Consider the following 24,298-nt stretch of genomic DNA (forward strand, 5'->3'; position numbering starts at 1 on the left):
CCCCACGGCGGCCCAAGGCCCGGTGCTCAGTGGGGAAAGCCTCCTCGCACAAGGCGCACCGGCTCGGCGTCCATGCGGCGTATGAGCGCCTGCAGGCCATCCACCGGCGCCGTGGCGGCCCCGACCGGCGGCGCGGGCGCGGCGGTGGCCCGGCAGACCAGGTCGTCCTCGGACCACGCGGCCTTGCCGGGCTGGCCCCGCGCACGCAGCCAGCCCGCGCGGTCCACGATCAGCTGGTAGCCCGGCAGTTCGGCGGCAGACACGCCCAGCACCAGGGCCAGCGCCTGCTCCACGGCGCGTTTGTGCTGCGGATCGCCCTGCGGCTGGCACTCGGCATCGGCGCCCGCCGGCAAGGCGCCCGCCACCAGGGTGACCAGGCGCGGGTCATCGGCCACCAGCGGCACGCCCGGGCCCGCCACGGCCACACGCACGCGCTGGCCCACCAGGTCCCGGCTCTGGCGGGCCCGGCCATGGCGGCACTCCACGGCCATGCCGGGCAGGCGCACGGGCCGGTCCCAGGTGCCGGCCTCGCGCAGCATCTGCCCTGCGGCACGGGCCTGCAGGTAGTCCAGCACGTCCCAGATCTCTTCGTCGCGCAGCGCGCTGCCCACGCCCGGCATGGTCTGCACGCCGGCGCGGTTGTGCATGCCTTCGCGCACACGCCAGAACAGCTCGCCGTCGAGCCGCTTCCACAGCAGCGCGCCGTTCAGGTTGGGCGGCCACTGGGCCAGCTGCGGGGCATCGGGGCCTTCGCCCCGGCCATCGGCGCCGTGGCAGCGCACGCAGTGCTGCTGGTAGACAGCCTGGCCGCGCACGATGCCCCCGGCAGCGAAACCGGTGGGCGACTGGTGCAGGCTGGTGGGCACGGCGGGCGCGAGCAGCAGGTGTGCCTGGGGCCAGGGGGCAAACACCAGCAATGCGGCCGCCAAGGCGATCAGCCACAGACGAGCGCGCTGGAAGGGCAGCGACACCGCCAGGGCCAGCAGCGCGGCCCCCGCGCACAGCAGGGACAGCAGCACCTGCCGCGCGTGGCCCGCGTCCACCGCCAGCATCTCGGCCGCGATGCGGTGCCCCCACGGCCATGCGGGCTGGCCATGGACTTCCGGCGCCAGGCCCAGCGCATGCAGCACCGCGCGCAGGCCCTGCTGCGCGGCGAGCAGGCCTTCGAGCAGGCCGTTCAGCAGATCCGGCGACAACCCGCTGGCCTACCAGCTCGCGCCCAGGCCCAGCAACGCCAGGGCCTCGTGGCGCAGGGCCGCAAGGCGCGGGTCGCCGCGGTGGCGCGGGTAGGGCAAATCGTTCACCAGCACCTGCTGGATGCGCGCGGGCCGGTCGGAGAACACCACCACGCGCTGGGCCATGAAGAGCGCCTCTTCCACATCGTGCGTGACCAGCAGGGCCGAGAAGCCCGTGCGCTGCCACAGGTCCACGAGCTCGGTCTGCATGGTCAGGCGCGTGAGCGAGTCGAGCTTGCCCAGCGGCTCGTCGAGCACCAGGAGGCTCGGGTCGTTGACCAACGCGCGGGCCAATGCCACGCGCTGCGCCATGCCGCCCGACAGCTGGTGCGGGAAGGCCTTGGCAAAGTCCTGCAGGCCGACCAGGCGCAGCGCTTCGTCCACCCGGTGGCGCTGCTGGCGCAGGATGCCGCGCGCCTGCAGGCCCAGGGCCACGTTGTCCCACACGGTGCGCCAGGGAAACAGCGTGGGGTCCTGGAAGACCACGATGCGCGAGGGATCGGGGTCGGTGATGGGCGCGCCGTCCTGCAGCAGCTCGCCCGTGGTCGCGGGCTCCAGCCCCGCCACCAGGCGCAGCAGCGTGCTCTTGCCGCAGCCGCTGGGCCCGAGCAGGGCCACGAACTCGCCGGGGGCGATGGACAGGTCCAGCTCGTCGATCACGTGCAGCGGGCCGGCGGGCAGGTCGAACCAGTGGCTGACATTGCGCACGTCGATGCGTGCGCCCGTCACCTTGGCTCCCACACCCGCTTCAGAGGCGGTCGCGGTGCTCACCATTTCACCACCCCCTTCTGCCACGACAGCACCCGGTCGCGCAGCACGAACAGCAAGGTGATCACGCCCGAGAACAGCAGCGCCATCACGATCAGCGCGGCGTACATGTTGGGGTACGCCGCCCAGCCCTGGGCCCAGGTCAGGTACCAGCCCAGGCCCGCCTTCACGCCCAGCATCTCGGCCACCACGAGGGTGGAGAACGCCGCGCCCAGGCCCATGAACAGGCCCACGAAGACCTGCGGCAGCGCCGCCGGGATGGCCACGCGCAGCACCAGGAACCAGGGGGACGCGCCCATGGTGCGCGCCACGTCGTAGTAGTTCTTGTGCACGCCCGCCACGCCCGACCAGGTGAGGATGGCGACCGGGAAGGCCGTGCCCAGCGCGATCAGGAAGATCGCCGTCGACCAGCTGGACGGAAAGAAGTAGAAGCTCACCGGCAGCAGCGCCGTGGTGGGCACGGGGCCCAGGATGCGCAGCACCGGGTGGATCCAGTAGCTGGCCTGGCGCGACCAGCCGATGAGCACGCCCGTGGTGAAACCCGCCGCCGCGCCGATGGCGATGCCCAGCCCCAGCAGGCGGACCGATGCGCCCGCGCTTTCCAGCAGGCGCGCCCAGTCGGTGGCGTAGACCTCCACCAGGCTTTGCGGCGGTGCGAAGAACGGGGGCGGCAAGGTGCCCAGCTTGGCGGTGAACACCTCCCACACCGTGAGGCCGGCGGCGATGGCCACCAGCCAGGGGCCGGTCCGCCGCACCTTGTGGCCCACGGGCCCCAGCGCGCCCGCAACGAACGCCAGCACCGCCAGAAGCACTGCCACGGCACCGGCACCGATGGCGAATTCTTCGGTGAACGCCCACTCGCTGAAGCCTGCCGGCTTGTTGGGCCACAGGTAGGTCAGCAGGCCCAGCGCCGCCCAGGCGGCGGCGGCCAACAGGCCCGTCCGCCAGAAGGCGGGAATGGGCCGGGCCGCGCCGAATGCGGCGGGCGCGGCCACCCTCGCGGGCGGCGCCGCGGGGCGCCGCGCCCGGGGCGCCTCGGCCACGGAATTGGGCGCTGGCAGGATATGGTCGGCAACGGTGCTCATGGCAAACTCCGGTGAATGTCAGTTCGTGTGGCGATACGCATCGCCCACAACCCGTGAAACTGGCGCGCCCACAGCCAGTGCGCCCGCGCAAGGGCCACCGCACCGCGCCGAGCTGGGGGCGTCCTCCTCCCGCATTGCGCGGCAATGCGAGAGAGGGGTGAAGGCGCGAAGCGACTCAGGGAATGCGTCACTTCAGGCCAGCACGTCGGCATGCACGTGGGCGGCGAAACGTGCGGGATCGGTGGAGGGCTTGAGCACCCCCACCAGCTTGAAGTCGCGCGCGTAGAACTCGATCTCCTGGCGCAGGGCCGTGCCCACGGGGTGGCTGCGGTGCGTGAGCGTGCCCAGCACGGCGCGCAGGTCGTCCTGCGGCACCTTGGAGTAAGGGCTGAAGATGCGCGCCGTCTCGTTCGGGTTGTCGGCCACGAAGTCCGAGGCCTCGATGATGGCGCGCGTGAGGGCCGCGGCCGTGCCCTTGTCGTTGCGTACCAGGGCGCCGCTCACGCCGAGCACGCAGCAGGTCTTGGCCGCGTACTCGCCCGAGAGGTTGGAGGCCAGGTCCACCAGACCCTTGGTGCGGCGCTGGATCAGCAGCAGGTTGGGGTCGCCGTCGGCAATGGCCTGGGCCTCGCCCTTTTCCACGGCCAGGCCCAGCATGTCGCCGGGGAACTGGCGCCATGTCACGTCCTTTTCGGGGTTCAGGCCGGCCTTGGTGAGCAGCACCGAGAAGAAGTTCTTGCCCGGGCTGTTGAGGTCCGACACGGCAATGGTCTTGCCCTTGAGCTTTTGCAGGCTGGTCACGCCCGCCGCTTCGTAGCCCACCAGGCGCGAGCAGCCGCCGTGCGAGCTGCCCACCAGTTTCACGTCGAAGCCCGACTCCAGCGGCTTGATCCAGCGGTGCACCATGCCCAGGCCGGCGTCGGCCTTGGAGGTGGCGATGGTCTCCAGCAGCTGGTCGGTGGAACCGGCGAAGTTGACCAGCTCGACCTTGAGGCCGTGCTTTTCGAAGATGCCACGCTCGATCGCCACCGGGGCGGCCGACAGGCAGATGGCATTGGCGTTCCACGCCAGCTTCACCTCGCGCAGCTTGCCGGCGGCCAGCACGTGGCTGCCCACCACACTCGACGCCCCCACCACGCTGGCCGCGCCCGCTGTCTGCAACAGCTGCCGGCGCGTCCAGCGCCCTCCCACCCCACCTTGGTTTTGAAGCTTGCTCATGTTGTGCCCTTTTGGTTGTCAAATCCTGATCGGCGCTGCGATTGCCCGTGAATTCCTGTGGATGCCTGCGAGCCGGTCCGCACCGCCGTTACGATGGATTGGCATTGAACTGAAAGACGCCTCGCAACAGAACGAAGAAAAACAGGGATGCATATGCAAAACACGCAACACACGGGCAGCCCGGGCGCTGGTGCAATACCGGGCATGAGTGCATTGCCCAACCCATCGACCCCAACCACGTCCCCCTCCGCGCCGCAGGGCGCCCCCCACACTGCCCGCCTGCGCCACTTTGTGCAGCAGCTGGCCGCGCTGGTGGAGCAGCGCCTGCCCGAGCCCGACACCCTGGCCCAGGGCGCCACGCTGCTGGGCGCACTGGTGGCCCACGACGACTGGCTGCCCGACGCCTATGCCCAGCCCCACCCCGAGCGCTACCAGCAGTACCTGCTGCATGCCGATGCGCTGGGGCGCTTTTCGGTCGTGAGTTTTGTGTGGGGCCCCGGCCAGGCCACGCCCATTCATGACCACACCGTGTGGGGCCTGATCGGCATGCTGCGCGGCGCCGAGGATTCGCAGGCCTATGCCCGCACGCCCGACGGCCGCTGGGCACCGCAGGGCGCGCCCGTGCGGCTGCAGCCGGGCCAGGTGGAGGCCGTCTCGCCCAACGACCCCGCCATAGGCGATGTGCACCGTGTAAGCAACGCGTGGGAGGACCACACCTCCATCAGCATCCACGTGTACGGCGCCAACATTGGCGCGGTGCAGCGCAGCGTGTACCTGGAGGACGGCACGCGCAAGCCGTTCATCTCGGGCTACAGCAACAGCACCCTGCCCAACCTCTGGGACTTGTCCAAAAACCCTGCACCGGCTGCCTGAAGCCGATCCGACCCAACACCAAGACCATGACCGCTCCCGCCCTGCCCCAGACTTCGTTCCACCAGGTTCGCGAGGCTCTGCTCGCCCGCCAGGAAATCGCCTTGCTCGACGTGCGCGAGGAAGACCCGTTTGCCCAGGGCCACCCGCTGTTCGCCGCCAACCTGCCGGCCAGCAAGATCGAGCTGGAGGCCTTCGCGCGCATTCCCCGCCGCGACACCCTCATCGTGGTCTACGACGATGGCGAGGGCCTGGCCGAACCCGCGGCACGCACGCTCCAGCAGCTGGGCTACACCCGTCTGACCCTGCTGGCGCGCGGCCTGCAGGGCTGGCGCGATGCCGGGGGCGAGCTGTTCATCGACGTGAACGTGCCCAGCAAGTCCTTCGGCGAGCTGGTGGAGGCCGAGCGCCACACGCCCTCGCTGGCGGCCGAGGAAGTGCAGGCGCTCATCGACGCCCGGGCCGACGTGGTGGTACTGGACGCGCGCCGCTACGACGAGTACCACACCATGAACATCCCCACCGGCGTGAGCGTGCCCGGCGCCGAGCTGGTGCTGCGCGCGCAGGCGCTCGCGCCCAACCCGGCCACGCAGATCATCGTGAACTGCGCGGGCCGCACGCGCAGCATCATCGGCACGCAGTCGCTGGTGAACGCGGGCATCCCCAACCCCGTGGCCGCGCTGCGCAACGGCACCATCGGCTGGCTGCTGGCCGGGCAGACGCTGGAACGCGGCGCCAGCCGACGCTTCGACCCCGCCGTGCACATCGACCGCAATCAGGCACCGCAACAGGCGCGCAACGTGGCCGACCGGGCCCGCGTGCAGCGCGCCCAGGCCGGAGACCTGGCGCGCTTCGTGGCCGAGGCCGGCCGCACCACCTACCTGCTGGACGTGCGCACGCCCGAGGAGTTCGCGGCCGGCCACCTGCCGGGCTTTCGCAACACCCCCGGCGGCCAGCTGGTGCAGGAGACCGACCACACGGCCGCCGTGCGCGGCGCGCGCCTGGTGCTGGTGGACGACGACGGCGTGCGCGCCAACATGAGCGCATCGTGGCTGGCCCAGATGGGCTGGGAGGTGTGGGTGCTCGACGGCGCGCAGCCGGCAGATTTCAGCGAGACCGGCGCCGTGGCCAACACCGTGCCCGAACCCAAAGGCCCCATCGCCTGGGCCACCCCCGCCCAGCTGGCGGCCTGGCTGCAAGACGGCGGCGCCGACCACACGGCCGTGCTGGACCTGACCACCAGCGCCAACTACACGCTGCGCCACATCCCCGGCGCGTGGTTCGTGATCCGCTCACAGCTCGCGCAGGCCGTGCAGTCCATCCCGCGCGCGCAGCGCTATGTGCTCACCTGCGGCAGCAGCCTGCTGGCCCGCTATGCCGCGCAGGACCTGGCCCGCCTCACGGGCGCCCCGGTGCATGTGCTCGAAGGCGGCACCCTGGCCTGGATCGCGGCCGGCCTGCCGCTGGAACATGGCGAGACACGCCTGGCCTCGCCCCGCATCGACCGCTACCGCCGCCCCTATGAAGGCACCGAGAGCCCGCGCGAAGCCATGCAGGCCTACCTGGACTGGGAGTTCGGCCTGGTGGAGCAGCTGGGGCGCGATGGCACGCACGGCTTCAAGGTGCTGTGACCAGGCCACCAGGCGCTCCACATTTCATAGCTGCCAGCGCTTTTTCCAAAAGCGCTGGAGCCATTTTTCATGTTGATTCTCAGCCATCCAGGCGGCCGTGGCGCCACTGCACGTTCAGCGCCAGCGTCTGCCCCTGTGCCAGCGTGCGCAGGCCGGGCTGCCCAGGCTGGTGAAAGGCGTCAATGGGCTGGGTGATGGGCTCGAAGCAGAACGCGGGCCCCTGCGGCGGGCGGTAGATGAGGCAGAAGTGCCCCGCCGCGCCGCCATCCTGCGCGAAGTCGGGCATGTGCGCGGTGAGCTGCAGCCCCCGCTCCGGCCATTCGATGCGCGCCGTGCCGCCCCAGCCGGTGTAGGCGTTGTCGATCAGGCTGCCGTGGGCGGAGATGCCTTCATTCAGGTTCCAGCCTGGCGGGAACCGGGCCGTCAGCTCCGTGGGCAGCGGGTCGGCCCCGCTGAGCCAGACGGCCCCCACCGGCGCGCTGATGCGCGTGCCCGGCGTGCGCGGAAACCAGGGGTGCAGCCCCAGGCCATAGGGCAGCGGCTGGGCACCACGGTGCTGCACCCGCACGCCCTGGTCCAGGCCGCCCTCCACGAGGCGAAAGGTCTGCACGCACTCATAGTCGTACGGGTTGCCGTCAAAGCCTTGCGAGCGCAGCGTCATCTGCAGCGTGTCGGGCGCGGGCTGGGTCATCTCCCAGGGCTGCAGCCAGCCATCGCCGTGGATGGGGTACGGCTCACCAGCGCGGTTGGGCCGCACGGGATGGAACCGCCCGGCGTGCGTGAAGCCGCCGCCGCTGATGCGGTTGGACCAGGGCACCATGGCGAAAGAGGCCATCTTGTACAGATCGTGCGTGGCCCCGTCCCAGGGGCGCCAGAGGTCGATCCGGCCGCCGGGCTGCCCGGGGGCGTCGATCTGCCAGGCGGCCACGCTGCCGCCCAGCGAGGGGACCAGCCCCAGGTGCTGGCCCGCGTGGCTCAACCAGGTGATGGGGTGGGTGGTGGAATCGTTCATGCACGTGCTTTCATGAAGGAGGTCAGCCACCGAACAGATGGGCGGGCACGCCGGGGCTGTCGATCTCGATGGCAAACACGCTGCCGGCCAGCGGCTGTGCAGCGAGCTGCGCGGGCGTGAGGCCGACCCGCGCGGTGGTGATGAACAGCGTGCGCAGGTCCGCGCCCCCAAAGGCGCAGGTGGTGACCTGGCTCGCGGGCAGCACCACACGGCCCAGTTCCTCGGCCGTCTCGGGGTCGTGGCAGGTCACGCAGTGGCCGCCCCAGTGGGCGATCCAGAGGCGGCCCAGGGCGTCGGTGGTCATGCCGTCGGGCAGGCCGTCCTCGGCACTGAAGCGTTTCCACACCTGCTTGTGCGACACGGTGCCTGCGGCCGCATCGAAGTCGTAGCGCCAGGTGATGGAGCTGAGCGTATCGTTGAAGTACAGGCACTCGCGGCCCTCGGCCCTGGCCCAGGTGGGCCCGTTGGTCACCACAAAGCCCTCGTCATGGCGCGTGCAGCGGCCGTCGGGGTCGTAGCGGTAGAGCGCGCCAGTGGGCAGCTGGCAATCAAAGTCCATGCTGCCGCCCCAGAAGCGGCCCTGCGCGTCGCACTTGCCGTCATTGAAGCGGTTGCCCGGCAGCTCGGCCGCGGGCTGGTGCAGGTAGCGCGGGGCGCTGTCGGTGGCCGGGTCGAATAGCGCGAAGCCGCGCCGCAGGGTGATGATGAGGCCGGGCGCGTCCCGGCGCTCGGCCAGGGCCGAGATCTCTTCGTCGAAGCGCCACTGCCCGCGCTCCCCCGTGGCCGGGTCCCACCGGTACAGGCGGCAGCCCAGGATGTCCAGCCAATACACCACCTGCTCACGCACGGACCATACAAGCCCCTCCCCCAGCTGCGCATCGGATTGGACCACGCAGCGCAGGGGCGCCGTGAGGGTGGGGACGGGAAATCGCGACGGCGCAGCGGCCGCTGCCATGGGACTCTGGTTGCTCAAAGCTTGTCTCCTGTTTGTTGTTTAGCTGCCTGCCTCTTGACGCCGGGCATCTTATCAACGTCAATTGATGCATGGAATGATTATTTTTGGAATTTTTTGATATACAAATTGCAATGACAACTGCTATCCATATCCCCTCCCAGCCCGCCACGCTCGCCCACTTTCCCAGCCTGCAAGGCCGATCGGTCTTCGTCACGGGCGGGGGCAGCGGCATCGGCGCGGCCATCGTCGCGGCGTTCGCCGAACAGGGTGCGCGCGTGGCCTTCGTGGACGTGGCGCGCGAAGCCAGCGAGGCGCTGGCCCAGCAGATCGCCGACGCGGGCCATGCCCGACCCTGGTGGCAGGTGTGCGACGTGCGCGACGTCGCCGCGCTGCAGGCGGCCATCGCCGAGGCCGCCGCCGCCCAGGGCGACTTCTCGGTGCTGGTCAACAACGTGGCCAGCGACGACCGCCACACGCTGGAATCCGTGACGCCCGACTACTACGACGAGCGCATGGCCATCAACGAGCGCCCGGCCTTCTTCGCCATCCAGGCCGTGGTGCCCGGCATGCGCCGCCTGGGCGCGGGCTCGGTGGTCAACCTGGGCTCCACGGGCTGGCAGGGCAAGGGCGCGGGCTACCCCTGCTATGCCATTGCCAAGTCGTCGGTGAACGGGCTCACGCGGGGCCTGGCGCGCACCCTGGGCCAGGACCGCATCCGCATCAACACCGTGTCGCCCGGCTGGGTGATGACCGAGCGCCAGATCAAGCTCTGGCTCGACGCCGAGGGCGAGAAGGAACTGGCGCGCAACCAGTGCCTGCCCGACAAGCTGCGCCCGCACGACATCGCGCGCATGGTGCTGTTCCTGGCGTCCGACGATGCCGCGATGTGCACGGCGCAGGAATTCAAGGTCGACGCCGGCTGGGTGTGATTCGGACCATCCCCCTGAGTCGCTTCGCGCCTTCCCCCTTCTCTCGAATGGCTGCGCCATTCGGGAAGGGGGACACCGCCAGCGCGGCGGGGCGGCCCTTGCGCGGCGGTCCTGGCCTATGCCGCGCCAGTATCGAGCGGCACCGACAAGCACAAGCTCCGACAGGGAAGCACGCTCAGTCTCCCGCTTCCAGCCGGCGCCCGTACTGCACCAGGCTGGTCTGCTTGAGCGCTTTCATCATGACCTTGGCCGCGGGCGACAGCAGGCGGTCGCTGCGGGTGATGATGCCAAAGGCGTCCATGTGGCAGGGCATGGCCAGCGGCAGGATCGACACCATGCCGTGCGATGCGTAGTAGTGCGCCACGTCGGCCCCCACCACCGCGATCATGTCGCTTTGCTGCAGCATGCGCGTCATGAACAGCAAGGCCGCGGTCTCCACCACGTTGACCGGCGGCGCCAGCCCCTCCTGCTGGAACATCAGGTCGAAGCGGTGCCGCAGCACGCTGCCCGCGGGCGGCACGATCCAGCCCGCGGCCAGCACGTCGCGCAGGGCCAGGCCCGGCACACCCAGCAGGGGGTGGCCCGGGCGGGTCATGGCGCAGACCAGTTCCTCGCTCAGCGGCTCGTAGCGCAGGTTGGCCTTGTCGTGCTCCTCGAACAGCCGGCCCACCAGGATGTCGAGCTTGCCCTGCTCGAGCCGGTCCATCAGCACCGGGCTGGTCTCGATATCGAGCGAGATGCGCAGGCTCGGGTGCTCCTGCTTGACCAGGGCCACGGCGGCGGGCAGCAGGCTCAGGCCCGGCGAGGTGATGGCCCCGATGCCCACCTGGCCGAAGTGCCCGGTCTTGAGCGCCGCCAGCTCCACATGGGCCTGGTTCAGGCTGGCCAGCGCCATGCGTGCGTGGCGGATCATGGTCTCGCCATACCAGGTGGGGCGCATGCCGCGCGGCAGGCGCTCGAACAACGAAACCTCCAGCACATCCTCCAGGTCCTTGAGCAGCTTGGAGGCCGCCGGCTGGGTCATGCTGAGCACCTGGGCCGCGCGGTGGATGTTGCCCTCCTCGGCCAGGGCCACCAGCAAGAGCAGCTGGCGCGTCTTCAGGCGTGCGCGGATGAACCAGTGGTTGTAGGTGCTCATGGGGTTTTCCAGAATGCGTGGACGTATATGTATTTTGTCAAAAAAACTATTAGATTGATATCTAAATCGATCTTAGACTTTGCCGCACATCCGCACCAAGGTTCTTTCCCAGGTTCCCATGAAACTCGGCGACACACAGCAGCTCACCCCCCGGCACCTCATCAATGGGCGCTGGGAGATCGGCACCACCACCGGGGTGAGCACCAACCCGTCGGACACCCGTGAGGTGGTGGCCGAATACGCCCGGGCCGACCGCAACCAGACCGAACGCGCCATCCGCGCCGCCGCCGACGCCCTGCCCCACTGGAGCCAGAGCAGCCCCCAGCGCCGCGCCGACGTGCTCGACCTGATCGGCAGCGAACTGCTGGCGCGCAAGGACGCGCTGGGCACGCTGCTGGCCCGAGAGGAAGGCAAGACCCTGCCCGAGGCCGTGGCCGAGGTGGCCCGCGCCGGCCAGATCTTCAAGTTCTTTGCCGGCGAGGCGCTGCGCATCCCGGGCGAGCTCATGGCGTCGGTGCGCCAGGGCGTGCAGGTGGACGTGACCCGCGAGCCCGTGGGCGTGGTCGGCATCATCGCGCCCTGGAACTTCCCGTTCGCGATCCCGGCCTGGAAGATCGCCCCCGCCCTGGCCTATGGCAACACGGTGGTGTTCAAGCCCGCCGAACTGGTGGCCGCCTGCGGCTGGGCCCTGGCCGAAATCATCAGCCGCTGCGGCCTGCCGGCCGGCGTGTTCAACCTGCTCATGGGCAGTGGCCGCGAGGTCGGGCAGACGCTGGTGGACCACCCCCTGGTGAATGCGATCAGCTTTACGGGATCGGTCGATACCGGAGACCGTATCCTCAAGTCGGCCACGGCACGCCGAGCCAAGGTGCAGCTGGAGATGGGCGGCAAGAACCCGCTGGTGGTGCTGGCCGATGCCGACATGGACCAGGCCATCGACTGCGCGCTGCAGGGCTCGTACTTTTCCACCGGCCAGCGCTGCACGGCATCGAGCCGGCTGATCGTCGAAGCCAGCGTGCACGATGCCTTCGTGGACCGGCTGCGCCAGCGGCTCACGGCCCTCAAGGTAGGCCACGCGCTGGAGCGCGGCACCGAGATGGGCCCGGTGGCCGATGCCGGCCAGCTGGAGCAGAACCTCTCTTATGTGGAGATCGCTCGCAGCGAGGGCGCCGAGCATGTCTGGGGCGGCGAGCGGCTCGAACGCGCCACGCCTGGGCACTACATGGCCCCGGCGCTGTTCCTGGCCAAGCCCGAGCACCGCATTGCGCGCGAGGAGATCTTCGGCCCCGTGGCCTGCGTGCTGCGCGCCGACGACTACGAGCATGCGCTGGCCCTCGCCAACGACACGCCCTACGGCCTGTGCGCGGGCATCTGCACCACCTCGCTCAGGCACGCCATGCATTTCAAGCGCAACGCCGTGGTCGGCATGACCATGGTCAACCTGCCCACGGCGGGCGTGGACTTCCACGTGCCCTTCGGCGGGCGCAAGGAGTCGAGCCATGGCCCGCGCGAGCAGGGCCGCCACGCCGCAGAGTTCTACACCACCGTGAAGACCGGCTACATGCTCGCCTGAATCGCCCGCTTTCCTTTCCCGCAGTGCATTTCTTTCTTCCACAACAGCGTCAACAACAGACAGACAGGAGACAAATGATGAAACTGAACCGCCGGACCCTCGTATCCGCCCTGGCCTGCGCCCCCGTGGCCGGGCTGCTCCCGGGCGCCGCCTGGGCCCAGAAACCCATCGTGCTGGGCTTCAGCCAGGTGGGTGCCGAGAGCGAATGGCGCACCGCCAACACCGAATCGATCAAGTCCGCCGCCAAGGAGGCCGGCATCGAGCTCAAGTTCTCCGACGCCCAGCAAAAGCAGGAGAACCAGATCAAGGCCATCCGCTCCTTCATCGCCCAGAAGGTGGACGTGATCGCCTTCTCACCCGTGGTCGAATCGGGCTGGGAGAACGTGCTGCGCGAAGCCAAGGCCGCCAAGATCCCGGTGGTGCTGACCGACCGCTCGGTCAACGTCAAGGACCAGTCACTGTACGTGACCTTCATGGGCTCGGACTTCGTGGAAGAAGGCCGCAAGGCCGGCCGCTGGCTGGTGGACAAGATGAAGGACCAGAAGGGCGACATCAACATCGTCGAGCTGCAGGGCACCGTGGGCTCGGCCCCGGCCATCGACCGCAAGAAGGGCTTCGAGGAAATCGTCAAGGCCGACCCCAAGTTCAAGATCCTGCGCTCGCAGACCGGTGACTTCACGCGCGCCAAGGGCAAGGAGGTGATGGAAGCCTTCCTCAAGGCCGAGGGCAAGAAGATCAACGTGCTCTACGCACACAACGACGACATGGCCATCGGCGCGATCCAGGCCATCGAGGAAGCCGGCCTCAAGCCCGCCAAGGACATCACCATCATCTCCATCGACGCGGTCAAGGGCGCCTTCGAGGCCATGATCGCCGGCAAGCTCAACGTGAGCGTGGAATGCAGCCCCCTGCTGGGCCCGCAGCTGATGACGGCCGTGAAGGACATCAAGGCCGGCAAGGCGGTGCAAAAGCGCATCGTGACCGAGGAAGGCATCTTCCCGATGGAAGTGGCCGCCGCCGAGTTCCCGAAACGCAAGTACTGATGATGCCGCTGCTGCCGGCGCCAAGCCGGCAGCATGGCGGGAGGCCGGCCCGGGCCATCGCAGGCTTGCTGGGGCCGGGAACAAAACCATAAAACCAGGAGACAAATCCATGAAACGCATTCTCTTCAAGGCCGCACTGGCCACCGTGGCACTTGCCGCCATGGGCACCGCACCGCTGGCGCTGGCCCAGGACAAGGGCAGCATCGGCATCTCCATGCCCACCAAGTCCTCGTCGCGCTGGATCGCCGATGGCGACAACATGGTCAAGGTGCTCAAGGAGCGCGGCTACAAGACCGACCTGCAGTACGCGGACGATGACATCCCCAACCAGCTCGCGCAGATCGAGAACATGATCACCAAGGGCGCCAAGGTGCTGGTGATCGCCTCCATCGACGGCACCACGCTCTCGCGCGTGCTGCAGAACGCGGCCGACAAGGGCGTGAAGGTCATCGCGTATGACCGGCTGATCAAGGGCTCGAAGAACGTGGACTACTACGCCACGTTCGACAACTTCCAGGTCGGCGTGCTGCAGGCCACGTCCATCGTGGACAAGCTGGGCTTGAAGCAGGGCAAGGGCCCGTTCAACATCGAACTCTTCGGCGGCTCGCCCGACGACAACAACGCCTTCTTCTTCTACGACGGCGCCATGAGCGTGCTGCAACCGTACATCGACAGCGGCAAGCTGGTGGTGCGCAGCAAGCAGACGGGCATGAACAAGGTGGGCACCCTGCGCTGGGACGGCTCGGTCGCCCAGGCGCGCATGGACAACCTGCTGTCGGCCTACTACGGCAAGGACAAGGTGCATGCCGTGCTCTCCCCCTACGACGGTCTGTCCATCGGCATCCTGTCGTCCTTGAAGGGCGTAGGCTACTGCACCGCCCAGCAGCCCTGCCCCGTGGTCAGCGGGCAGGACGCCGAGGTGCCATCGGTCAAGTCCATCCTGAAGGGCGAGCAGTCCTCCACCGTGTTCAAGGACACGCGCGAACTGGCCAAGGTGGCCGCCAACATGGTGGACGCCACGCTGTCGGGCAAGCAGCCGGAGATCAACGACACCAAGACCTACAACAACGGCATGAAGGTGGTGCCCTCGTACCTGCTCAAGCCCGTGTCGGTGGATGCCTCCAACTGGAACGCGGTGCTGGTGGGCAGCGGGTACTACAAGGAATCACAAATCAAGTAGGCATGCCAGGCTTCGGCACGTAGAGCCGCCGTCCGCCTGGCACCTCTGGTGCCTAGCGGACGGAATGCAACCGGGACGGGCCCGCAGCCCGCCAAAAGACTGAGAGACCATGCTTCTTGAAATGCGGGACATCCGCAAAACCTTCCCCGGGGTGGTGGCGCTGAACCAGGTCAACCTGCAGGTGCAGGCCGGGGAGATCCATGCCATCGTCGGCGAAAACGGGGCGGGCAAATCCACGCTGATGAAGGTGCTGTCGGGTGTCTACCCACACGGCAGCTACAGCGGCCAGATCCTGTTCGACGGGCAGGAGCGTCAGTTCTCCGGCATCCGCGACAGCGAGCACCTGGGCATCATCATCATTCACCAGGAGTTGGCGCTGGTACCGCTGCTCTCGATCGCCGAAAACATCTTCCTGGGCAACGAGACCGCGCGCCACGGCGTCATCGACTGGATGGCCGCGCACAGCCGCGCACAGGCGCTGCTGCACAAGGTGGGTCTGCGCGAATCGCCCGACACACCGGTGGGCCAGCTGGGCGTGGGCAAGCAGCAGCTGGTGGAGATTGCCAAGGCGCTGTCGCGCAAGGTACGCCTGCTGATCCTGGACGAGCCCACTGCCAGCCTCAACGAGAACGACAGCCAGGCCCTGCTGGATCTGCTGCTGGAGCTGAAAGCCCAGGGCATCACCTGCATCCTGATCTCGCACAAGCTCAACGAGATCTCGCGGGTGGCCGATGCCATCACCGTGCTGCGCGACGGCAGCACCGTGCAGATGCTGGACTGCCGCGAAGGCCCGGTGAGCGAGGACCGCGTGATCCAGGCCATGGTGGGCCGCGAGATGAGCGATCGCTACCCCCAGCGCCAGCCGCAGATCGGCGGCATCGTTTTTGAAGTGCGCGACTGGCGTGCCCACCACCCTCAGCACGGCGACCGCGAGCACCTCAAGGGGATCGACCTGAACGTGCGGCGCGGCGAGATCGTCGGTATTGCGGGACTGATGGGCGCGGGCCGGACCGAGCTGGCCATGAGCATCTTTGGCCGGTCCTGGGGCCAGCGCATCAGCGGCGAGGTGCGGCTGCACGGCAAGGCCATCGACGTGGGCACCGTGGAAAAGGCCGTGCGCCACGGCCTGGCCTATGTGACCGAAGACCGCAAGGGCAATGGCCTGGTGCTGAACGAAGACATCCAGTTCAACATCTCCCTGGCGCATCTGGAAGGTGTTTCGTTCGCCACCGTGCTCGACAGCGGCCGCGAGCACCGGGTGGCGCAGGACTACCGCGAGAAGCTGCGCATCCGCTGCTCGGGGGTGGACCAGAAGACGCTGAACCTTTCGGGCGGCAACCAGCAGAAGGTGGTGCTGGGCAAATGGCTCTTCACCAACCCCGAGGTGCTTATCCTGGACGAGCCCACGCGCGGCATCGACGTGGGCGCCAAGTACGAGATCTACACCCTCATCGCCCAGCTGGCGGCCGAGGGCAAGTGCGTGATCGTGATCTCTTCCGAAATGCCCGAGCTGCTGGGCATCACGGACCGCATCTACGTGATGAACGAGGGCCGCTTTGTGGCCGAGATGCCCACCGCCGAAGCCTCCCAGGAAAAGATCATGCGTGCAATAGTCAATGCTCCCCCTGAGTCGCTTCGCGCCTTCCCCCTCAAGGGGGACGCCGCCAGCGCGGCGGGGCGGCCCTTGCGCGGCGGCTCTGGCATGGGCAGCGCCGGTCTCAAGGGCAGCGGACAACGCAACGGATAACTGAAATGAGCCAGATGACCCCCTCCCCCACCGCCACGCTCGCCAGCGCACCCGCCGAGGCACCGGCCCACCACGACAAGCCGCTGCTGGAGCACATCAAGCACAACTTCCGTGAGTACGGCATGCTGATCACGCTGGTGGCCATCATGGGCTTCTTCCAGTACATGACCGACGGCACGCTGATGCAGCCGCTCAACCTCACCAACCTGCTGCTGCAGAACAGCTACATCGTCATCATGGCGCTGGGCATGCTGCTGGTGATCGTGGCCGGGCACATCGACCTCTCGGTGGGCTCGGTCTGCGGCTTCATCGGCGCACTGGCCGCCGTGCTGATGGTGGAGTACCACTGGCACTTCCTGCCCGCATCGCTGGTGTGCCTGCTGTGCGGCGGCATCATCGGTGCGCTGCAGGGCTGGTTCGTGGCCTTCTCGCGCATCCCGTCCTTCATCGTCACGCTGGCGGGCATGCTGGTCTTCAAGGGCCTGGCGCTGGCGCTGCTGGCGGGCCAGTCGGTGGGGCCATTCCCCTCGGCGTTCCAGATGCTCAGCTCGGGCTTCATTCCCGACCTGTTCAACGTGGAGGGGCTGCGCCTGACCTCGCTGCTGCTGGGCGCCGCCGTGGCCGCCGCCCTGGCCGTGGGCGGCCTGCGCGAACGCGCCAACCGCCTGCGGCACGGTGTGCGCGCCGAACCCGCCGGCCTGTTCATCGCGCGCACGGTGGTGTTTGGCGCCCTGCTGGTGTACTTCAGCTACCTCATGGCGTCATACAAGGGGCTGCCCAACGTGCTCATCGTGATGGCGCTGCTGATCGTGCTGTTCGACTTCGTCACCAGCCGCACCACCATTGGCCGCCGCATCTACGCCATGGGGGGCAACGAAAAGGCCGCCAGGCTTTCGGGCATCAAGACCGAGCGGCTCACGCTGTATGCCTTCATCAACATGGGCGTGCTCGCGGCCCTGGCCGGACTGGTGTTTGCAGCGCGGCTCAACACCGCCACGCCCAAGGCGGGCCTGGGTTTTGAGCTGGACGTGATTGCGGCGTGTTTCATCGGTGGCGCATCGGCCTCGGGCGGCGTGGGCAAGGTCATGGGCGCGGTCATCGGCGCCTTCGTGATGGGGGTGATGAACAACGGCATGTCCATCCTGGGCATCGGCATCGACTACCAGCAGGTCATCAAGGGCGTGGTGCTGCTGGCGGCGGTTTTGGTCGACGTGTACAACAAAAACAAGGCCTGAAATGAAGCCCCCCCTGAGTCGCTTCGCGCCTCCGTGCGTCCGCCAGAGTCGGCAGCTCTTCGGGCACGTCCAAGCCTGCGCAGGCAGGCTTGGAGCCGCGGCCCTCCGTCCCTCTCTCAGTTTGCTTCGCAATCTGGGAGGGGGACGCCCCCAGCGCAGCGGGGCGGCCCTTGCGCGGGGGCACTGGCCAGCGCCGCGCCTGCTTTGCGGACTGTGCGGACAGCAACGACTGTTTGGAGCACCATGAGCAGCCCATCCCAAACTCCCGTGCTGCAGCTCGCGGGCATTCACAAGCAATTCGCCGGCATCCCCGTGCTGCGCGACGTGCAGCTGAACCTCTACCCGGGCGAGATCCATGCCCTCATGGGCCAGAACGGCGCGGGCAAGTCCACGCTGATCAAGGTGCTCACCGGCGTGCTCGAAGCCAGCGGCGGCCAGATGCGCCTGGCCGGTCAGGCCGTGTGGCCCGATTCGCCGTTGGCCGCCCAGCGCCTGGGCATCAGCACGGTGTACCAGGAGGTCAACCTCTGCCCCAACCTGTCGGTGGCCGAGAACATCTTTGCCGGCCGCTACCCACGCTGCGGCATCGCCCAGGGCTTTCGCATCGACTGGGCCACGCTGCACCAGCGTGCGCGCGAACTGGTGGCGCGCATCGGCCTGTCCATCGACGTCACGCGCCTGCTCTCGGACTACCCGGTGGCCGTGCAGCAGCTGGTGGCCATCGCCCGGGCACTGAGCATCGAGGCCAAGGTGCTGATCCTGGACGAGCCCACCTCCAGCCTCGACGACGACGAGGTGCAAAAGCTCTTCGAGGTGCTGCGCCGCCTGCGCGGCGAGGGCCTGGCCATCGTCTTCGTGACGCACTTCCTGAACCAGGTATACGCCGTGTCGGACCGCATCACGGTGCTGCGCAACGGCGCCTGGGTGGGCGAATGGGCGGCGGCCGACCTGCCGGCGCAGGCGCTGATCAATGCCATGCTGGGGCGCGAGCTGGCCGCGCAGTCCACCGAACCGCCTGTTTCGCCGCAGTTCGATGGCGCAAGCACTGCCCTGCTGCAGGCCGAGGGCCTGGGCCAGAGCGGCCAGTTGCAGCCCCTGGACCTGAAGGTGCGGGCCGGCGAGGTGGTGGGCCTGGCGGGCCTGCTGGGCTCGGGCCGCACCGAACTGGCGCGCCTGCTGTTCGGCCTGCAGGCGCCCGACCGCGGCGTGCTGCGCATCGATGGCAAGGCAGTGGCCTTCGCCAACCCCATGGACGCGATCCGCGAGGGCCTGGCCCTGTGCCCCGAGGAGCGCAAGACCGATGGCATCGTGGCCGAGCTCTCGGTGCGCGAGAACATCGCCCTCGCGCTGCAGGCGCGCATGGGCATGGGGCGCTTTCTGTCGCGCGCCGAGCAGACGGCGATCGCCGAGCGCTACGTCAAGCTCCTGGGCATCAAGACCAGCAGCGTGGACACGCCCATCGCGCTGCTTTCGGGCGGCAACCAGCAAAAGGCGATCCTGGCGCGCTGGATGGCCATCGAGCCGCGCCTGTTGATCCTGGACGAGCCCACGCGCGGCATCGACGTGGCCGCCAAGCAGGAAATCATGGAACAGATCCTGCGCCTGGCCGAGGCCGGCATGGCCGTGGTCTTCATCTCCTCCGAAATGAGCGAGGTGGTGCGCGTGGCGCACCGCATCGTGGTGCTGCGCGACCGCCGCAAGGTCGGCGAGCTGCCCGCCGGCAGCAGCGAAGAAGCCGTGTACGAACTGATTGCCGCCGAAAATGCCTGACGCACCCACCCCTTCCCTGTTTGCCGCTGCGCTGCGCCACCGGCTCATCTGGCCATTGGTCACGCTGGCCCTGCTGCTGGCCGTGAACACGGCGTTCAACGCCAGCTTCCTACACATCGAGTGGCGCGACGGCCACCTCTACGGCAGCCTGGTCGACATCCTCAACCGCGCGGCACCGCTGGCACTGGTCTCGCTGGGCATGACCATGGTGATCGCCACGCGCGGCATCGACATCTCTGTAGGCGCGGTGGTGGCCATCGCCGCCGCCGTGGGCGCCTGGATGATCGGCGGCTCGGTCTCGGGCACCGAAAGCCGCTTTCCCCTGCCGCTGGCGATGGCCGGCGCCATCGGCGCGGCACTGCTGTGCGGGCTGTGGAACGGCCTGCTGGTGGCCAAGGTGGGCATGCAGCCCATCATCGCCACGCTGATCCTCATGGTGGCGGGCCGGGGCATCGCCCAGCTGATCACCGACGGGCAGATCATCACCATCTACTACGCGCCCTTCTTCTTCGTGGGCGGGGGCTACCTGCTGGGCCTGCCGTTTTCGCTGTTCGTGCTGGCCGCGGTGTTCGCCGGCCTGTACCTGGCGGTCACGCGCACGGCGCTGGGCCTGTTCATCCAGGCGGTGGGCATCAACCCGACGGCGGCGCGGGTGGCCGGCGTGCAGTCGCGCCGCCTGGTCGTCGCGGCCTACGCCTTCTGCGGCGTGTGCGCGGGCATCGCCGGCCTGCTGATCAGCTCCAACGTGAAGAGCGCGGACGCCAACAACGCCGGCCAGATGCTGGAGCTCGACGCCATCCTGGCCGTCACGCTGGGCGGCACGGCACTGACCGGCGGGCGCTTCAGCCTGGTGGGCAGCGTGATCGGCGCGCTCATCATCCAGACGCTGACCTATGCCATCTATTCGCTGGGCGTGCCGCCCGAAATCAACCTGGTGGTCAAGGCCGTGGTGGTGTTCATCGTGATGCTGCTGCAGTCGCCCGACTTCCGCACCCAGGTGGGTGCCCTGGTGCGCCGCCCCGCGGCCGGGGGAGCGCTGTCATGAGCGGCGCACACAGCCCTACCCTGGACGTGGCCCCTGCCACAGCTGCGCCGACACAACACTCTGCCCCCACCCGCATGCGCCTGAACCCCAAGTACCTGCCGCTGGCGGCCACCATCGCGCTGTTCCTGGCCATGGCCACGGCGGGCTCGGTGCTCTACACCGGCTTCTTCTCGGCCCAGGTGTTCCTCAACCTGCTGATCGACAACGCCTTTCTGATCATCGTCGCGGTGGGCATGACCTTCGTGATCCTCTCGGGCGGCATCGACCTGTCGGTGGGTTCGGTGGTGGCGCTGACCACCATGGTGCTGGCCAGCCTGGTGGAGCACCACCACTGGAGCCCGCTCACCGCCATCCCGCTGGTGCTGCTCATGGGCACGGTGTTCGGGGCCTTCATGGGCTTTCTGATCGAGCGCTTTCGGCTGCAGCCCTTCATCGTGACGCTGGCCGGCATGTTCCTCGCGCGCGGCCTGTGCTATCTGATCAGCATCGACTCGATCAGCATGGCCGACGAGGCATATTCCGAGATGGCGCAGTGGCGCCTGGAACTGTGGGAGGGCGCGTCGCTCTCGCTGGGCGCACTGATCGCCATGGCGGTGCTGCTGGCCGCCATCTTCGTCGCGCACTGCACGCCGTTCGGCCGCAACGTGTACGCCGTGGGCGGCAACGAGCATTCGGCGGTGCTCATGGGCCTGCCGGTGCGCGCCACGGTGATCGGCGTGTACACGCTCTCGGGCTTCTGCTCGGCCCTGGCCGGCGTGGTGTTCACCTTCTACATGCTCTCGGGCTACGGCCTGCATGCCACGGGCATGGAGCTCGATGCCATCGCCGCCGTGGTCATCGGCGGCACCCTGCTCACGGGCGGCGTGGGCTACGTGGCCGGCACGCTGTTCGGCGTGCTGATGCTCGGAATCATCCAGACCCTGATCTCCTTCGACGGCACGCTCAGCTCGTGGTGGACGCGCATCGTCGTCGGCGTGCTGCTCTTCGTCTTCTGCCTGCTGCAGCGCCTGCTCACGCACCGCAGCGGCAAGCCTTCCTGAATTCCACGAATCACCTCTCCCAGAACCACAACAGCATGACCTCCTCCCCGCGCAAGCTCCGCTCCGCCGAATGGTTCGGCACCGCCGACAAGAACGGCTTCATGTACCGCAGCTGGATGAAGAACCAGGGCATCCCGGACCACGAGTTCGACGGCCGCCCCATCATCGGCATCTGCAACACCTGGTCCGAGCTGACACCGTGCAACGCGCACTTTCGCAAAATCGCCGAGCACGTCAAGCGCGGCATCTACGAGGCCGGCGGCTTTCCGGTCGAGTTCCCGGTGTTCTCCAACGGCGAATCCAACCTGCGCCCCACGGCCATGCTCACGCGCAACCTGGCCAGCATGGACGTGGAAGAAGCCATCCGCGGCAACCCCATCGACGCGGTGGTGCTGCTCGTCGGCTGCGACAAGACCACCCCCGCCCTGCTGATGGGTGCGGCCAGCTGCGACGTGCCGGCCATCGTGGTCACGGGCGGGCCCATGCTCAACGGCAAGCTCGACGGCAAGGACATCGGCTCGGGCACGGCCGTGTGGCGACTGCATGAGTCGCTGAAGGCGGGCGAGATCAACGAGCACCAGTTCTTCGCAGCCGAAGCCGGCATGTCGCGCTCGGCCGGCACCTGCAACACCATGGGCACGGCCAGCACCATGGCCTGCATGGCCGAGTCGCTGGGCACCTCGCTGCCGCACAACGCAGCCATCCCGGCCGTGGACTCGCGCCGCTATGTGCTGGCCCACATGTCGGGCCGGCGCATCGTGGAAATGGCGCACGAAGGGCTCACGCTCTCCAAGATCCTCACGCGCGAGGCCTTCGAGAACGCCATCCGCACCAATGCCGCCATCGGCGGCTCGACCAATGCCGTGATCCACCTGAAGGCCATCGCCGGCCGCATCGGCGTGCCGCTGGACCTGGAGGACTGGACACGCATCGGCCGCGGCACGCCCACGCTGGTGGACCTGCAGCCTTCGGGCCGCTTCCTGATGGAAGAGTTCTACTACGCGGGCGGCCTGCCCGCCGTGCTGCGCCGCCTGGGCGAGAACGGGCTGCTGCCGCACCCCGACGCCCTCACCGTCAACGGCAAGAGCCTGTGGGACAACGTGCGCGAGGCGCCGCAGTACAACGACGAGGTGATCCGCCCGATCGACAACCCGCTGATCGCCGACGGCGGCATCTGCATCCTGCGCGGCAACCTGTCGCCGCGCGGCGCGGTGCTCAAGCCCTCGGCCGCATCGCCCGAGCTGCTCAGGCACCGGGGCCGCGCCGTGGTGTTCGAGAACCTGGAGCACTACAAGGAGCGCATCGTCGACGAAGACCTGGACATCGACGCCAGCTGCGTGATGGTGATGAAGAACTGCGGCCCCAAGGGTTACCCCGGCATGGCCGAGGTGGGCAACATGGGCCTGCCGCCCAAGCTGCTGCGCCAGGGCGTGAAGGACATGGTGCGCATCTCCGACGCACGCATGAGCGGCACGGCCTACGGCACCGTGGTGCTTCACGTGGCGCCTGAGGCCGCCGCGGGTGGCCCGCTGGCCGCCGTGCGCGACGGCGACTTCATCGAGCTGGACTGCGAGCAGGGCCGCCTGCACCTGGACATCAGCGACGAGGAACTGGCGGCACGCCTGGCCGCATTGGCGAGCACCGACAACGGCGGGCGCGGCGGTTACCAGCGTCTGTATGTGGACCATGTACTGCAGGCGGACGATGGCTGCGACTTCGACTTCCTCGTCGGCTGCCGTGGCGCCGCCGTCCCTCGCCACTCTCACTGATGCCGGCGGCGAACCAGCTCGTTGGAATGCTACATATTTCATAGCTATTAGCGCTTGACAGACAAGCGCCAGAGCCGTATTCCACTCAAATCTCCACCTTTCCTCCGCCATGCCAGCCACCCATTCCCTCCAGAACCCTCGCTACCGAGGCATCTTCCCCGTGGTGCCCACCACCTTCCACGAAGACGGCACGCTCGACCTCGACAGCCAGAAGCGCTGCCTTGACTTCATGATCGATGCCGGTGTGGACGGCGTCTGCATCCTGGCCAACTTCTCCGAGCAGTTCTCGCTGTCCGACGCCGAGCGCGAAGTCATCACCCTCACATCGCTGGAGCATGTGGCAGGCCGTGTGCCGGTCATCGTCACCACCACCCACTACGGCACCCGCGTGTGCGCCGAGCGCAGCCGCGCCGCGCAGGACATGGGCGCCGCCATGGTGATGGTCATGCCGCCCTACCACGGCGCCACCTTTCGCGTGCCCGAGGCGCAGATTTACGAGTTCTATGCCCGCGTGTCCGATGCGATCGGCATCCCGATCATGGTGCAGGACGCGCCCGCCAGCGGCACCGTGCTGTCGGCCCCGTTCCTCGCGCGCATGGCGCAGGAGATCGAGCACCTGGCCTACTTCAAGATCGAGGTGCCCGGCGCCGCCAGCAAGCTGCGCGAGCTGATCCGCCTGGGCGGTGCGGCCATCGAGGGCCCATGGGACGGCGAAGAGGCCATCACCCTGCTGGCCGACCTGGATGCCGGTGCCACCGGCGCGATGACGGGCGGCGCCTTCCCCGACGGCATCCGCCCCATCATCGAAGCCCACCGCCAGGGCGACATGGACCAGGCCTTCGCGCTCTACCAGCGCTGGCTGCCGCTCATCAACCACGAGAACCGCCAGGGCGGCATCCTCACCGCCAAGGCGCTCATGAAGGAAGGCGGCGTGATCGCCTGCGAGGCCGGCCGCCACCCCTTCCCGGCCATGCACCCTGAAGTACGCAGGGGCCTCATCGACATCGCGCGCCGGCTGGACCCGCTGGTGCTGCGCTGGGGCCGATAGGCACGCC

The 24,298-nt window shown here is 68.4% G+C and carries 20 protein-coding genes; 13 read left to right on the top strand and 7 right to left on the bottom strand.

Annotated features, from left to right (window positions below):
- Positions 1-26: 26 nt before the first annotated feature.
- From ACAM51_RS03025 to ACAM51_RS03040, 4 genes are all read right to left on the bottom strand, one after another.
- Complete coding sequence (locus ACAM51_RS03025; RefSeq protein ID WP_369642694.1) at positions 27-1,196, bottom strand: cytochrome c; 1,170 nt, start codon at positions 1,194-1,196, stop codon at positions 27-29.
- Between the two features lie 9 nt (positions 1,197-1,205).
- On the bottom strand, positions 1,206-2,009 hold the full coding sequence (locus ACAM51_RS03030; RefSeq protein WP_369642695.1) for an ABC transporter ATP-binding protein: 804 nt from the start codon (positions 2,007-2,009) through the stop codon (positions 1,206-1,208).
- Positions 2,003-3,088 carry an ABC transporter permease gene (locus ACAM51_RS03035; RefSeq protein ID WP_218294641.1) on the bottom strand — a complete coding sequence of 362 codons (1,086 nt, stop codon included), beginning with the start codon at positions 3,086-3,088 and terminating at the stop codon, positions 2,003-2,005. The genes ACAM51_RS03030 and ACAM51_RS03035 overlap by 7 nt, the downstream gene beginning before the upstream one ends.
- Positions 3,089-3,280: 192 nt before the next feature.
- On the bottom strand, positions 3,281-4,306 hold the full coding sequence (locus ACAM51_RS03040; protein ID WP_369642696.1) for an ABC transporter substrate-binding protein: 1,026 nt from the start codon (positions 4,304-4,306) through the stop codon (positions 3,281-3,283).
- A 204-nt stretch (positions 4,307-4,510) separates the two neighbouring features.
- On the opposite strand from ACAM51_RS03040, the gene ACAM51_RS03045 reads away from it, so the two are divergent.
- Together ACAM51_RS03045 and ACAM51_RS03050 are read left to right on the top strand one after the other, a co-directional pair.
- Positions 4,511-5,179: a cysteine dioxygenase gene (locus tag ACAM51_RS03045; RefSeq protein ID WP_369642697.1), complete on the top strand. Its 669-nt coding sequence runs from the start codon at positions 4,511-4,513 to the stop codon at positions 5,177-5,179.
- 26 nt (positions 5,180-5,205) lie between these two features.
- A complete protein-coding gene (locus ACAM51_RS03050; RefSeq protein ID WP_369642698.1) occupies positions 5,206-6,807 on the top strand; it encodes a rhodanese homology domain-containing protein in 1,602 nt (533 codons plus the stop codon).
- Between the two features lie 79 nt (positions 6,808-6,886).
- Here the strand turns inward: ACAM51_RS03050 and ACAM51_RS03055 are convergent, their stop codons facing one another.
- Positions 6,887-7,819, bottom strand: a complete 933-nt coding sequence (locus tag ACAM51_RS03055; RefSeq protein WP_369642699.1) for an aldose 1-epimerase — start codon at positions 7,817-7,819, stop codon at positions 6,887-6,889.
- Positions 7,820-7,841: 22 nt separating this feature from the next.
- Positions 7,842-8,774, bottom strand: a complete 933-nt coding sequence (locus tag ACAM51_RS03060; RefSeq protein WP_369643916.1) for an SMP-30/gluconolactonase/LRE family protein — start codon at positions 8,772-8,774, stop codon at positions 7,842-7,844.
- A 131-nt stretch (positions 8,775-8,905) separates the two neighbouring features.
- Here ACAM51_RS03060 and ACAM51_RS03065 point away from each other — a divergent pair, with 131 nt between their 5' ends.
- Positions 8,906-9,703, top strand: a complete 798-nt coding sequence (locus tag ACAM51_RS03065; RefSeq protein WP_369642700.1) for an SDR family NAD(P)-dependent oxidoreductase — start codon at positions 8,906-8,908, stop codon at positions 9,701-9,703.
- A 175-nt stretch (positions 9,704-9,878) separates the two neighbouring features.
- Here ACAM51_RS03065 and ACAM51_RS03070 read toward each other — a convergent pair whose 3' ends face one another.
- A complete protein-coding gene (locus tag ACAM51_RS03070) occupies positions 9,879-10,841 on the bottom strand; it encodes a LysR substrate-binding domain-containing protein (protein ID WP_218294635.1) in 963 nt (320 codons plus the stop codon).
- Between the two features lie 118 nt (positions 10,842-10,959).
- Here ACAM51_RS03070 and ACAM51_RS03075 point away from each other — a divergent pair, with 118 nt between their 5' ends.
- The 10 genes from ACAM51_RS03075 to ACAM51_RS03120 all read left to right on the top strand — a co-directional run bounded on the left by ACAM51_RS03075 (position 10,960) and on the right by ACAM51_RS03120 (position 24,291).
- Positions 10,960-12,414: an aldehyde dehydrogenase family protein gene (locus ACAM51_RS03075; RefSeq protein ID WP_369642701.1), complete on the top strand. Its 1,455-nt coding sequence runs from the start codon at positions 10,960-10,962 to the stop codon at positions 12,412-12,414.
- Positions 12,415-12,491: 77 nt separating this feature from the next.
- Entirely contained in the window at positions 12,492-13,457 is a 966-nt protein-coding gene (locus ACAM51_RS03080; protein ID WP_369642702.1) for an ABC transporter substrate-binding protein, read from the top strand.
- Between the two features lie 109 nt (positions 13,458-13,566).
- Positions 13,567-14,637 carry a multiple monosaccharide ABC transporter substrate-binding protein gene (gene chvE / locus ACAM51_RS03085; RefSeq protein WP_369642703.1) on the top strand — a complete coding sequence of 357 codons (1,071 nt, stop codon included), beginning with the start codon at positions 13,567-13,569 and terminating at the stop codon, positions 14,635-14,637.
- A 109-nt stretch (positions 14,638-14,746) separates the two neighbouring features.
- The gene (gene mmsA, locus ACAM51_RS03090; RefSeq protein WP_369642704.1) at positions 14,747-16,384 is read left to right on the top strand and encodes a multiple monosaccharide ABC transporter ATP-binding protein; all 1,638 of its coding nucleotides are present in this window, start codon (positions 14,747-14,749) and stop codon (positions 16,382-16,384) included.
- Between the two features lie 5 nt (positions 16,385-16,389).
- Positions 16,390-17,619, top strand: coding sequence for a multiple monosaccharide ABC transporter permease (gene mmsB, locus ACAM51_RS03095; RefSeq protein WP_369642705.1), 1,230 nt, complete (start codon positions 16,390-16,392; stop codon positions 17,617-17,619).
- A 243-nt stretch (positions 17,620-17,862) separates the two neighbouring features.
- Positions 17,863-19,389 (top strand): sugar ABC transporter ATP-binding protein, encoded by a 1,527-nt coding sequence (locus tag ACAM51_RS03100; RefSeq protein WP_369642706.1) that lies wholly within the window; start codon positions 17,863-17,865, stop codon positions 19,387-19,389.
- The gene (locus ACAM51_RS03105; RefSeq protein ID WP_369642707.1) at positions 19,382-20,434 is read left to right on the top strand and encodes an ABC transporter permease; all 1,053 of its coding nucleotides are present in this window, start codon (positions 19,382-19,384) and stop codon (positions 20,432-20,434) included. Before ACAM51_RS03100 ends, ACAM51_RS03105 begins: the two co-directional genes overlap by 8 nt.
- A gap of 74 nt (positions 20,435-20,508) precedes the next feature.
- A complete protein-coding gene (yjfF, locus tag ACAM51_RS03110) occupies positions 20,509-21,474 on the top strand; it encodes a galactofuranose ABC transporter, permease protein YjfF (RefSeq protein ID WP_145698632.1) in 966 nt (321 codons plus the stop codon).
- Between the two features lie 35 nt (positions 21,475-21,509).
- Complete coding sequence (locus tag ACAM51_RS03115; RefSeq protein WP_369642708.1) at positions 21,510-23,243, top strand: IlvD/Edd family dehydratase; 1,734 nt, start codon at positions 21,510-21,512, stop codon at positions 23,241-23,243.
- Between the two features lie 109 nt (positions 23,244-23,352).
- Positions 23,353-24,291 carry a dihydrodipicolinate synthase family protein gene (locus ACAM51_RS03120; protein ID WP_369642709.1) on the top strand — a complete coding sequence of 313 codons (939 nt, stop codon included), beginning with the start codon at positions 23,353-23,355 and terminating at the stop codon, positions 24,289-24,291.
- The last annotated feature ends 7 nt before the right edge of the window (positions 24,292-24,298 follow it).

The sequence above is a fragment of the Acidovorax sp. A79 genome (assembly GCF_041154505.1).
In the GTDB taxonomy this organism is placed as follows: domain Bacteria; phylum Pseudomonadota; class Gammaproteobacteria; order Burkholderiales; family Burkholderiaceae_C; genus Acidovorax.